Consider the following 12017-nt stretch of genomic DNA (forward strand, 5'->3'; position numbering starts at 1 on the left):
GGAACGGCGGAGGGCCGGCCGGCCGCGCGAGCGGCTGACCGGCCCTCAGGGGTGCCGTACGGCTCAGGCCTTGAAGGCCATGACCACGTTGTGGCCGCCGAAGCCGAAGGAGTTGTTGACGGCCACGATCGGTCCCTCGGGCAGCTTCCGCGCCTCGGTGGAGACCAGACCGGGGTCGATCTCGTCGTCCAGCTCGACGATGTTGATCGTCGGCGGGGCGATCCGGTGGTGCAGGGCGAGGACGGTGGCGACCGTCTCGATGCCGCCGGCGCCGCCCAGCAGGTGACCGGTCATCGACTTGGTGGCCGAGATGGCCACGTGGTCGAGGTGGTCGCCGAGCACCTTGCGCAGTGCCTTGACCTCGGCGACGTCACCCTGTGGGGTGGACGTCGCGTGCGCGTTCAGGTGCGCGATCTGCGCCAGGTCCAGACCGGTCGCGGCGATCAGCTGCTCCAGCGCGGCGGCGATGCCGCGGCCGGTGGGCTCCGGCTGCGCGATGTGGTGGGCGTCGGACGACAGGCCCTGGCCCAGCACCTCGGCGTAGACCCGGGCACCGCGCTTGGCGGCGTGCTCGGCCGACTCCAGGATCACGACGCCCGCGCCCTCACCGAGCACGAAGCCGTCACGGCCCTTGTCGTAGGGGCGGGAGGCGCCCTCGGGGTCGTCGTTGTTCTTCGACATCGCCATCATGTTGGCGAAGGCCGCGATCGGCAGCGGGTGGATGGCCGCCTCGGTGCCGCCGGCGACGACGACGTCGGCGCGGCCGGAGCGGATCATCTCGTACGCGTAGCCGACGGCCTCGGCGCCGGAGGCGCAGGCGCTGACCGGGGTGTGCACACCGGCGCGGGCGTTGACCTCCAGGCCGACATTGGCCGAGGGGCTGTTGGGCATCAGCATCGGCACGGTGTGCGGGGACACCTTGCGCGGGCCGGAGGTCTTGAGGTTGTCGTACTGGTCGAGCAGGGTGGTGACGCCGCCGATACCGGAGGCGATGACCGTGCCCAGGCGGTCGGGGTCGACCGAGCTGTCCTCGCCGGCCTTGGCGGTGAAGCCCGCGTCGGCCCAGGCCTCACGGGTGGCGATCAGCGCGAACTGCGCCGAGCGGTCCAGCTTGCGGGCGAGCGGTCGGGGCAGGACCTCCAGCGGCTCGACGGCGATCTGCGCGGCGATGCGCACCGTCAGCTCGGCGGCCCAGTCCTGCTTCAGGGGGGTGACGCCGGAACGCCCGGCGATCAGCCCTTCCCAGGTCGACGCGCTGTCCCCGCCCAGCGGAGTGGTTGCGCCGATACCGGTGACGACCACGGTGTGATTGGTCGGGCTCACAGGGATTGTCTCTCCACGTCTAGAAGGGCGGGCGACAGACGCGTCGTCCAGGGGTGGTTCAGCCTCAGGCCTGAGCCTTGAGGATGTAGTCGACGGCGTCGCCGACGGTCTTCAGCTGCTTGACGTCGTCGTCCGGGATCTTGACCTCGAAGCGCTCCTCGGCGGCGACGACGACCTCGACCATGGACAGCGAGTCGACGTCCAGGTCGTCGGTGAAGGACTTGTCCAGCTGGACGTCCTCGGTCGGGATGCCGGCGATCTCGTTCACGATCTCCGCGAGACCCTCGACGATCTCTTCCTGGGTGGCCATGGCGGCGCTCTCCTTCTTTCGTGCTGGTTACTACGGGCTGCGGCGGGCGGGAGTGCGCGCCGCGTGGGTGTTGCCTAGGGGAGGGTAACGACAGTGGCGGCGTAGACGAGCCCAGCCCCGAAACCGATGATCAGTGCCGTGTCGCCGCTCTTGGCCTGTCCGGTGGCGAGCAGACGCTCCATCGCGAGCGGGATCGACGCGGCGGAGGTGTTGCCGGTGGTCTCGATGTCGCGGGCGACCGCGACGTGCTCCGGCAGCTTGAGCGCCTTGATCATCGAGTCGATGATGCGCATGTTGGCCTGGTGCGGGATGAAGACGTCCAGGTCGTCCGCGGTGATCCCGGCGGCGTCCAGCGCCTCCTGGGCCACCTTGGCCATCTCGAACACGGCCCAGCGGAAGACGGTCTGGCCCTCCTGGGTGATCGCGGGGAACTTCAGCTCCCCGTCCTCGCCCACCGGCAGCTGCGAGACGTCGCCCACGCGGAAGCGGTCCCACGCCACGGTCTGGGTGATGGTGTTGGACTTGTCGCCCTCCGAGCCCCAGACGGTGGGGCCGATCTCGGGCTCGTCGGCCGGGCCGATGATGACCGCGCCGGCGCCGTCGCCGAAGAGGAAGGCCGTGGCACGGTCCGTCTTGTCGGTCAGGTCGCTCAGCCGCTCGACGCCGATCACCAGGACGTGCTTCGCGCTGCCCTCGGTGACCATGCCCTTGGCGAGGGTCACCGCGTACGTGAAGCCCGCGCATCCCGCCGAGATGTCGAAGGCGGCCGGCTTGCCGGCGCCGATCCGGTGCGCGATCTCGGTCGCGACGGCCGGGGTCTGCTTGAAGTGGGAGACGGTGGCGACGATGACGCCCCCGATGTCCTCGGCCGAGATCCCCGCGTCGGCGATGGCCTTGCCCGCCGCGACGACCGACATCTCGGCGACCGTCTCGTCCGGGCCGGCCCAGTGCCGGGTGGCGATGCCGGAGCGGGAGCGGATCCACTCGTCGCTGGAGTCGATGTTCTCCAGGATCACCTCGTTGGGCACCACACGGGTCGGCCGGTAGCCGCCGACGCCCATGATGCGCGCGTACGGGGAGCCCTTGCTGGGCCTGATCTTCGCCATGTCTGCGGGGACTCCTATTCCTGGGTGCCGTGCTCGGCCACGATCGCGCGGGCGGCCTCGAGGTCGTCCGGGGTCTTCAGCGCCAGGGTCGCGACGCCGGGCAGGGCGCGCTTGGCCAGGCCCACCAGGGTGCCACCCGGCACCAGCTCGATGATCGCGGTGACGCCGAGCTCCTTGAAGGTCTCCATGCACAGGTCCCAGCGGACCGGGTTGGAGACCTGCGACACCAGGCGGGAGACGATCTCGGCGCCGGAGGCGACGACCGCGCCGTCGGTGTTGGACACGTACGGCAGAGCGGGGTCGGAGACCGCCAGAGTCTGCGCCAGCTCGTCGAGGACCGCCACGGCCGGGGTCATGTGGTGGGTGTGGAACGCGCCCGCCACCTTCAGCGGGATGACCCGCGCCTTCTCGGGCTTGTCCGAGGTCAGCTCTGCGAGCTGCTTCATGGTGCCGGCCGCCACGATCTGGCCGGCGCCGTTGATGTTCGCCGGGGTGAGGCCGAGGTTCTCCAGGTGGGCGACGACGGCGTCCGGGTCGCCGCCGAGCACGGCCGACATGCCGGTCTCGGTGACGGCCGCGGCCTGGGCCATCGCGGTGCTGCGGGTGCGGACGAAGGTCATCGCCGCCTCGGCGCTCAGTACGCCGCCGACGGCCGCCGTCGTGATCTCGCCGACGCTGTGACCGGCCACGGCACCCAGCGCGCAGCGCGCGGCGGCCGGGTCGCCGAACAGTTGCTCCGCCGCGAGCAGACCGGCCGCGACCAGCAGGGGCTGGGCGACGGCGGTGTCACGGATCTCCTCGGCCTCGGCCTTGGTGCCGAAGTGGGCGAGGTCGAGCCCGGCGGTCGAGGACAGACCGGCGAGACGGTCGGCGACACCGGGCAGTTCGAGCCAAGGGTTCAGGAAGCCGGGGGCCTGGGCACCCTGGCCGGGAGCGACGAGTACGAGCACGCTTTCAACTCTCTCTTGAGCGAGGTGATCCCCGCCCGTGGGGACAGGGACCAAGAACCGACGGGCGATTTGTTGGTGTCCCACAAAAGCCCTGAGCGTACTACGGTGTCTGCCCCGACTCGGAGAGTCGGCCCAGGATGAGCGCGATGCGTAGGGTGAATGCGGAGCGCACGTCCGAGGGTGACCAGCCGGTGACGTCCGTCACACGTCGCAGCCGGTAGCGAACGGTGTTGGGGTGAACGAACAACATCCGGGCGGCCCCTTCCAGTGACGAGGCCTGTTCGAGGTAGACGGACAGAGTCTCAAGCAGTGCCGAACCAGCTTCCTCCAACGGCCTGTAGATCTCCTCCACCAGCTGATCGCGGGCGTGTCGGTCGCCCGCCATCGCGCGCTCCGGGAGCAGGTCGTCGGCGAGCACCGGGCGCGGCGCGTCGGGCCAGGCCGCGCACGCCCGCAGGCCCGCGGCGGCGGCCTGCGCGGACTTCGACGCCGCCAGCAGGTCGCCCACCAGGGGCCCGGCCACCACCGGCCCGGCCGCGAACGGCCCGATCAGCGCCTTGGCCACCCGCAGCGGGTCCCCGTCGCCGCCCGCGACCACGATCAGCCGGTCGCCCAGGACTCCGGTGAGCACCTGCAGCTTGGCGTGCCGCGCCGCCCGCCGGATCGCCTCGACGGTGAGCTCGCTGTCGCCGTTGGGCGCCGTGCCCAGCACCACCGCGATCTTGTCGGGGGAGCTCCAGCCGAGCGCCGCGGCCCGCGACAGCACGCCCTCGTCCGCCTCCCCGGACAGCACCGCGTTGACCACCAGGGACTCCAGCCGGGCGTCCCAGGCGCCGCGCGCCTCGGCGGCCTGGGCGTAGACCTGGGCGGTCGCGAAGGCGATCTCCCGCGCGTACACCAGCAGCGCCTCGCGCAGCACCGACTCGTCGCCGGGAGCCGCGACCTCGTCGATCGCCGACTCCATGACCTCGATGGTGGTGCGCACCATCTCCACCGTCTGGCGCAGGGAGATCGCCCTGGTCAGTTCCCGCGGGGCGGTGCCGAAGACGTCGGTGCTGATGGCCTGCGGGGTCTGCGGGTGGCGGAACCACTCCGTGAAGGCCGCGATGCCCGCCTGCGCCACCAGTCCGATCCACGAGCGGTTCTCCGGCGGCATGGCGCGGTACCAGGGCAGCTGCGCGTCCATCCGCGCGATCGCGGCCGCCGCCAGGCGCCCCGAGGACTTCTCCAGCCTCTTCAACGTGGCGGTGTGGGAGTGGTCGCGGGCGGGGTCGAATGCGTTCAGCGCGGGTTCTGGCACGGGTACAAGCCTGCCTTATCCGGGCGGATGCATGGCACGGACCCCTCACCTGCGTGCCCCCCGTGCCTCAGAGGCGGCCTCCCGAGGCGGAGTCGGCGGACAGCCGCTGCGCGAGGTAGACCGGGACCACCGACGCGACGATCAGCACCGCGGCCACCACGTTGACAACGGGCGCCTGCTGCGGCCTCGCCATGTTGCTGAAGATCCACACGGGGAGGGTCTGGACGCCGGGCCCCGCGGTGAAGGTGGTGACGACGATCTCGTCGAAGGAGAGGGCGAAGGCCAGCAGCCCGCCCGCCAGCAGCGCCGTGCGCACCAGCGGGAAGGTGATGTCGCGGAAGACCTGGAAGGTGTTCGCCCCCAGGTCCATCGCCGCCTCCTCGCACGAGCCGGAGGTGCGCCGCAGCCGGGCCACGACGTTGTTGAAGACGACCACGACGCAGAAGGTGGCGTGCCCGACGACGACCGTGAACAGGCCCAGCCCGACGCCGAGCGGCTCCAGGACCGTGCGGAACGCGGTGTTGAGGGCGATGCCCGTGACGATGCCGGGCAGCGCGATCGGCAGCACGACGACGAAGGAGAGCGCCTCCCGCCCGAAGAAGCGGTGACGGGCGACGGCGAAGGCGATCAGGGTGCCCAGGACCAGGGACACCGCCGTCGCGCCCAGGCCCGCCTTCACCGAGGTCCACAGCGCGGCGCGGGCGCCGGAGCTGTTCCAGGCGTCGGCCCACCAGTGCAGGGTCAGGCCCGAGGGGGGCCAGCCGAAACCGCGGGCGGCGTTGAAGGAGTTGAGCAGGACGAGCAGCAGCGGCACGTAGATGACGGTGAAGCCCAGCGCGGCCGCGACGCGCAGGGCGATGCGGGCGGGACGGGAGAGTCGCATGGTCAGGGGCCTCACAGACTGCGGAGCGCGCCGGTGCGCCGCACGGCCAGCAGGTAGACGACGATGACCGCGACCGGCACGGTGCCCAGCGCCGCGGCGAGCGGCAGGTCGAGGGTGATGTTGGAGTAGACGACGTTGCCGATCAGCTGGGTCTTGCCGCCGACGATCTGCACGGCGATGTAGTCGCCGAGGCTGAGCGAGAAGGTGAAGACCGAGCCGGCCGCGACCGAGGGCAGCACCATCGGCAGCACCACGGACCGGAAGGTGCGCCAGGTGCGGGCCCCGAGGTCGGCGGAGGCGTCCAGCAGGCCGGCCGGCAGCTGCTCCAGCCCGGCGTGGATCGGCAGGATCATGTACGGCAGCCACAGGTAGGCCAGCACCATGATCGCCGCGGGCAGGCCGTAGCCGGGACCGCTCAGGCCCAGCGGCTTCAGCGCCCAGTCCAGCGGCCCGTCCTCGGAGAGCATGATCCGCCAGGCGTACGCCTTGACCAGGTAGCTCGCCCACAGCGGGGTGAGCACGGAGACGACCAGCAGGTGCCGGTACCTCGGGGCGGCCACCCGGGCGGTGTAGAAGGCGATCGGGAAGGCGATGACGATGTCGATCACGGTCACCGCGACGGCGACGCCGATGCTGCGCAGGGCGACGTCCCGGTAGACGTCGGTGGTCAGGACGGTGCGGAAGGTGTCGGTGCTCCAGACCTCGACCACGTCGGAGGTGAAGGGGTCGGTCGTCCAGAACGCGGAGAGGAAGAGCGCGGCCAGCGAGCCCAGATAGGCCAGGACCAGCCAGAGCAGCGGGGCGGACAGCAGCAGCGACAGCCGCAGCCGCGGGCGGCGGTGCAGGGAACCTGCCAGCCGCCGCCCGAAGTTGCCGCCCGTCGTGGTGGACGTCGTGGGCGTGGTGGTCACGGGACGGCTCAGCCCTTGATCTCGGTCCAGGCCTGGACCCACTTGGCGTAGGGCACGCAACGGACGTCGGTGCGGCCGTCCAGGCACTGCGGGATGGGGGTGTTCCAGAAGTGGACCTGCTTCCAGTAGGGCTCGTCGGCCGCGTGGAAGACGGTGCAGTGGTTCTTGTCCGAGGTCAGGGCGCAGGATTTCTCGTTCGCCGGGGCCTCGCCGAACCACTCGGCGACCTGGGCGTTCACCTTCGGCGAGACGATCCAGTCCAGCCACTTGTAGGCGCAGTTGGGGTGCTGGGCCTTGGCCGAGACCATCCAGGTGTCGGACCAGCCGGTGGAGCCCTCGCTCGGCAGGACCGCCTCGACCGGTGCCTTCTCGGCCTTGGCGAGGTTGGCGATGACCTGCCAGCTGGTGCCGACGACGGAGTCGCCGCTCTTGAAGGAGGAGATCTCCTTCAGGTAGTCGCTCCAGTACTCCCCGACGTTGGCGTTCTGCTCCTTCAGCAGGGCGACGGAGGCGTCGAACTGCTTCTGGTCCAGCGCGTACGGGTCCTTGATGCCCAGCTCCGGCCTGGTCTTCATCAGGTAGAGCGCGGCGTCCGCGATGTAGATGGCGGAGTCGTACGCCGTGACGTGGCCCTTGTAGGGCGAGGCCTTGTCGAAGACCGCCGACCAGGAGGTGGGGGCGGGGGAGACCTTGTCGGTGCGGTACATCAGCAGGTTGGCGCCGCGGCCGTGCGGGACGCCGTAGGCGACCCCGTCCACCGAGTTCCACTGCTGCATCTTCAGGCCGGCGAAGACGTCCTTGTAGTTGGGGACGAGGCCGGTGTTGACCGGTGCGGCGTCGCCCGAGGCGATGAGGCGCAGGGAGGCGTCGCCCGATGCCGACACGGCGTCGTACTGGCCGGTCTTCATCAGGCTGACCATCTCGTCGGAGGTGCCGGCCACCTTGGTATTGACCTGGCAGCCGGTCTCCTTCTCGAACGGGGTGACCCAGTCGACGGACTTGTCGTTCGAGCCGTCCTCGGCGTAGCCGGCCCAGGCGATCAGGTTGACCGCGCCCTCGGTCTCGCCCAGGGCCTTCGGCGCGCTGAGCTTGGGCGGGGTGAAGGCGCCGCCGGAGGAGCCGGAGCCCTTGCCGGGGGAGGACGAGCCGCCGCAGGCGGTGGCCAGGGCGAGGACGGTACAGGCTGCGAGCGTACGGATCAGACGCACGTGGGCTCCGTTTCCGGGTGGGGGGACTGGACGGTGACGTTGTGCCTGCGGTGCCACTGAAGGCGGACGCGGGTTCCCCGGTAGGCGGCGACGTCGGCCGAGGAGGTCTCCTGGTTCTGCTGGAGGGCGGTCAGCCGGCCGCCCTCGTCGAGGTCGACCAGGAAGCGCGTGGTGTCGCCGAGGTAGATGACCTCGGCGACGGTGCCGGAGACGGTGCGCAGCTCTGCGTCCGAGGTGTCCGGGGCGTCCGGGGTGTCCGACGTGTCCGAGGCGTCGTCGGGACCCAGCAGACGGATCTTCTCCGGACGGATGCTGTAGGTCCCGGAGCCGTCGCTGAGCAGGTTGGAGGTGCCGACGAAGCCCGCGACGAAGGGCGTCGCCGGCCGCTCGTACACCTCGGCGGGGGTGCCGACCTGCTCGATCCGGCCCTGGTGGTAGACCGCTATCCGGTCGCTGAGGGTCAGCGCCTCCTCCTGGTCGTGGGTGACGAAGACGAAGGTGATGCCCACCTCGCGCTGGATCGCCTTCAGTTCGACCTGCATCTGCTCGCGCAGCTTGAGGTCGAGCGCCCCCAGCGGCTCGTCGAGCAGCAGCACCCGGGGACGGCCCACCAGGGCGCGGGCCAGCGCGACCCGCTGCCGCTGACCACCGGAGAGCTGTGCCGGGCGGCGCCCGCCGAACCCCTCCAGCCGGACCGAGGCCAGCGCCGCGCGGGCGCGCTCGATCCGCTCCGCCTTCGGCACCCTGCGGACCTTCAGCCCGTAGGCGACGTTCTGCTCCACCGTCATGTGCGGGAAGAGCGCGTAGTCCTGGAAGACGGTGTTGACGTCCCGCTCGAAGGGGGCGAGCCGGGTGACGTCCCGGCCGGCCAGTTCCACGGTGCCGGCGGTGGGGGCCTCGAAGCCCGCGATCATCCGCAGCACCGTGGTCTTGCCGGAACCGGAGGGGCCCAGCATCGAGAAGAACTCGCCGTCGGCGATCTCCAGGTCCACCCCGGCGACCGCGTGCACCGGGCCGAAGGACTTGCGCAGGTCCCGCAGGCGTATGGCGGGTGCGCCGGTGTCCGTTTCCTTGGCCGTTCCCTCCATCGGCGGGGAACCTTTCTCTTCGGCTGGAGCATTGACCGGAAACCTATGAAGTTATATTTCAGAGGACAAGGCCTGGCCGGGGTAAAACTTTCGCCAAGTGAGAAGGTGTGCGGGTGAGCAAACTTTCGAATGGCGCACTGCACGCCGTCTTCGCACCGGTGGGCAACCTCGCCCGGGTCGACGCGGTCGTACGACGCCTGGCGGACGCCATCGAACTGGGCCTGCTCGCCGACGGCGAGCAGCTCCCGGGCGAGAGCGAGCTCGCCACCCGCCTCGGAGTCTCCACCGTGACCCTGCGCGAGGCCCTCATGGCCCTGCGCCAGCAGGGGCTGGTCACCACCCGCCGCGGCCGCGGCGGCGGCAGCTTCGTCACCGCCTCCGACCAGCCGCGCACCGCCCGGCTCGGCCACCGGCTGGCCGACTGGAGCACCGAGGAACTGCGCGACCTCGCCGACCACTGGGCCGCCGTCGCCGGCACCGCCGCCCGGCTCGCCGCCGAGCGTACCGAGCCGGAGGACCTCGCCCCGCTGCAGCGCTCCCTGGAGGAGTTCGAGGCCGCCGGCGAACCCGCCGCCCGCGGACGCGTCTACGGCAGGCTGCATGTGGAACTCGCCGCCGCCGCCCAGTCGGCCCGTCTCACCAAGGAGGAGATCCGTATCCAGGCGGAGATCGGAGCGCTAATCTGTCTCGCACTCGGGGAGGACGACGCCCGCGCGGCGGTCGTCGACCTGCACCGCGCGCTGCTCCGCGCCGTGCGCGACGGCGACGCGGAGCTGGCCCGGTCCCTGGCCGAACGGCGGGTGCGGGACGCGATGGAGCGCCTGATCGGACTGCGTCTGACCGTCGCCGGCTGACCCGGGCGTCCGCACCACCCGTCCTCCCGCACCGGAGGCAGCCGCCGTGGCCGTCAGCTCAACCGCCCTCGTCGACGAGGTCGTCGCCGACGTCGTGGACCGGGTCCGCGGCACCCTGGAGGACGTCTTCGCCGCCGTCGCCCAGGTCGCCGAGCGCACCACCGCCATCGCCGCCGTCCGCGCCGCCGGCCGGGCCCCCACCACCGCCGACCTCGCCGCCCTGCGCCCGCTGCTCCACGAGCGGCTGCGCCGGCGGCACGACCTGATCTCCGGCATCGGCTTCATCGCCGAACCCGGGCTGCTCGGCGACGTACCGGCCTGGCTGGAGTGGTGGCAGAACCACGGGGAGGAGGGGCTGCGGCCGCTCCTGCCCGACCTCGACCCGGGCACCTCGGCCTACTCCGACTACACCCACTGGGACTGGTTCGCCCTGCCCCGCGCCACCGGCGAGCGCGCCGTGGCCGGACCGTACGTGGACTACCTGTGCTCCGACGAGTACAGCCTCACCCTGTCGGTGCCGGTCCAGCACGGCGGGCGCTTCCTCGGCGTCGCCGCCGCCGACGTGTACCTGCGCCACTTCGAGGCCGCCGTGCTGCCCCTGCTGCGCCGTCTGCCCGCGCCGGCCGCCCTGGTCAACGCCCGCGGCCGGGTCGCGGCCTCCACCGACCCCCGGCACCTGGCCGGTTCCCTCCTGCGCAGCGTCAGCGGCCGGTCCTGCGGACCGATCCCGCTGACGCTGGTCACAGCGCTGCCAGCACCGCGTCCGTGAGCGCCGGCCACAACGGCAGGGCCCACTCGCCGAAGTCACGGTCCGTCAGGACGACGCAGGCCGCCCCGGCGTCCGGGTCGACCCACAGGAAGGTGCCGGACTGGCCGAAGTGGCCGAAGGTGCGCGGGGAGGACGAGGCGCCCGTCCAGTGCGGGGACTTGTGGTCCCGGATCTCGAAGCCCAGGCCCCAGTCGTTCGGGTTCTGGCCGCCGTAGCCGGGCAGCACGCCCTTGAGGCCGGGGAAGGCGACGGAGGTCGCCTCGGCGACCGTCTCCGGGGCCAGCAGCCGCGGTGCCTGCACCTCGGCGGCGAAGCGGACCAGGTCGTCGACGGTGGAGACCGCACCGGCGCCCGCCGAGCCCGGGCAGTCGGTGGCGTGCATGCCGAGCGGCTCCAGCACCCCCTGCCGCAGATACTCGCCGAAGGGGATCCCGGTGGCCTTGGCGATGTGGTCGGCCAGCGCGTCGAAGCCGGCGTTGGAGTAGATCCGCCGCGTGCCGGGAGCCGCCATCACCCGGTGCTCGTCGAAGGCGAGGCCGGAGGTGTGGGCGAGCAGGTGCCGCACGGTCGAGCCCTCGGGGCCGGCCGGTTCGTCGAGTTCGACCGCGCCCTCCTCGACCGCGACCAGCGCCGCGTAGGCGGACAGCGGCTTGGTCACCGAGGCCAGCCGGAAGCGCCGCCCGGTCTCGCCGTACGTCCCCAGGACCGTGCCGTCACGGCGTACGACCGCCGCCGCGGCCGTCGGGACAGGCCAGTTCTCGATCGCGCTCAGGCTGCTCAGGCTCCGCATGACCGTGAGCCTAACGAATGGCCTTGCCTGGAGTGCACTCCAGGGTTTTAGCGTGGAACCCATGACCGTGACGCAGGTGGCCAAGAGCAAGCCCGGAAGCGTGCCCGACTGCTCCGGGGAGGCGCGGCAACCCCTCCCGGACGGCCGGGACCGCTACACGATCAGCGAGGTGGCGGCCTTCACCGGCCTGAGCGCGCACACGCTGCGCTGGTACGAGCGGATCGGGCTGATGCCGCACGTCGACCGCTCGCACACCGGGCAGCGCCGCTTCACCAGCCGCGACCTCGACTGGCTGGCCTTCGTCGGCAAGCTGCGGCTGACCGGGATGCCGGTCGCGGACATGGTCCGCTACGCCGAGCTGGTGCGGCTCGGGGAGCACACCTTCTCCGACCGCCAGGAGCTGCTGGAGTCGACCCGGCGCGACGTGCTGCGGCGGATCGACGAGCTGCGGGGCACCCTCGCGGTCCTCGACCACAAGATCGACACCTACGCTGGCGCCCGCCGGGCGTCGGAGAGGGCATGAGG

At 71.6% G+C, this 12017-nt stretch carries 13 protein-coding genes; 3 read left to right on the forward strand and 10 right to left on the reverse strand.

Translation table 11 applies throughout. The annotated features are described in order from the left end of the window. Positions 1–63: 63 nt before the first annotated feature. The 9 genes from fabF to PV342_RS08065 all read right to left on the reverse strand — a co-directional run bounded on the left by fabF (position 64) and on the right by PV342_RS08065 (position 9079). Positions 64–1323 (reverse strand): beta-ketoacyl-ACP synthase II, encoded by a 1260-nt coding sequence (fabF, locus tag PV342_RS08025; protein WP_360999188.1) that lies wholly within the window; start codon positions 1321–1323, stop codon positions 64–66. Positions 1324–1387: 64 nt separating this feature from the next. Continuing rightward, positions 1388–1633 carry an acyl carrier protein gene (locus PV342_RS08030; protein WP_018556746.1) on the reverse strand — a complete coding sequence of 82 codons (246 nt, stop codon included), beginning with the start codon at positions 1631–1633 and terminating at the stop codon, positions 1388–1390. A gap of 74 nt (positions 1634–1707) precedes the next feature. Beyond that, the gene (locus tag PV342_RS08035) at positions 1708–2739 is read right to left on the reverse strand and encodes a ketoacyl-ACP synthase III (protein ID WP_360999191.1); all 1032 of its coding nucleotides are present in this window, start codon (positions 2737–2739) and stop codon (positions 1708–1710) included. 14 nt (positions 2740–2753) lie between these two features. Further along, positions 2754–3689, reverse strand: coding sequence for an ACP S-malonyltransferase (locus PV342_RS08040; protein ID WP_500316315.1), 936 nt, complete (start codon positions 3687–3689; stop codon positions 2754–2756). Between the two features lie 100 nt (positions 3690–3789). Beyond that, entirely contained in the window at positions 3790–4989 is a 1200-nt protein-coding gene (locus tag PV342_RS08045) for a PucR family transcriptional regulator (protein WP_018556749.1), read from the reverse strand. Positions 4990–5056: 67 nt separating this feature from the next. Next, positions 5057–5872, reverse strand: a complete 816-nt coding sequence (locus PV342_RS08050) for an ABC transporter permease (RefSeq protein ID WP_500316316.1) — start codon at positions 5870–5872, stop codon at positions 5057–5059. A gap of 11 nt (positions 5873–5883) precedes the next feature. Next, on the reverse strand, positions 5884–6783 hold the full coding sequence (locus PV342_RS08055; RefSeq protein WP_500316317.1) for an ABC transporter permease: 900 nt from the start codon (positions 6781–6783) through the stop codon (positions 5884–5886). An 8-nt stretch (positions 6784–6791) separates the two neighbouring features. Next, on the reverse strand, positions 6792–7991 hold the full coding sequence (locus tag PV342_RS08060; protein ID WP_400801732.1) for an ABC transporter substrate-binding protein: 1200 nt from the start codon (positions 7989–7991) through the stop codon (positions 6792–6794). Continuing rightward, positions 7982–9079, reverse strand: a complete 1098-nt coding sequence (locus PV342_RS08065; RefSeq protein ID WP_500316318.1) for an ABC transporter ATP-binding protein — start codon at positions 9077–9079, stop codon at positions 7982–7984. Before PV342_RS08065 ends, PV342_RS08060 begins: the two co-directional genes overlap by 10 nt. 107 nt (positions 9080–9186) lie before the next feature. Here PV342_RS08065 and PV342_RS08070 point away from each other — a divergent pair, with 107 nt between their 5' ends. Further along, entirely contained in the window at positions 9187–9933 is a 747-nt protein-coding gene (locus PV342_RS08070) for a FadR/GntR family transcriptional regulator (protein WP_400801736.1), read from the forward strand. A 46-nt stretch (positions 9934–9979) separates the two neighbouring features. Beyond that, positions 9980–10702 carry a cache domain-containing protein gene (locus PV342_RS08075; protein ID WP_018556755.1) on the forward strand — a complete coding sequence of 241 codons (723 nt, stop codon included), beginning with the start codon at positions 9980–9982 and terminating at the stop codon, positions 10700–10702. Here PV342_RS08075 and PV342_RS08080 read toward each other — a convergent pair. After that, entirely contained in the window at positions 10674–11492 is an 819-nt protein-coding gene (locus PV342_RS08080; RefSeq protein ID WP_360999202.1) for a serine hydrolase domain-containing protein, read from the reverse strand. The two genes, PV342_RS08075 and PV342_RS08080, sit on opposite strands and share 29 nt — an antisense overlap. Before the next feature lie 61 nt (positions 11493–11553). Between PV342_RS08080 and PV342_RS08085 the strand changes: the two genes are divergently transcribed. Next, the gene (locus PV342_RS08085; RefSeq protein WP_400801738.1) at positions 11554–12015 is read left to right on the forward strand and encodes a MerR family transcriptional regulator; all 462 of its coding nucleotides are present in this window, start codon (positions 11554–11556) and stop codon (positions 12013–12015) included. Positions 12016–12017: the final 2 nt, after the last annotated feature.

The organism is Streptomyces sp. PA03-3a (genome assembly GCF_033792735.1).
Taxonomy (GTDB): Bacteria; Actinomycetota; Actinomycetes; order Streptomycetales; family Streptomycetaceae; genus Actinacidiphila.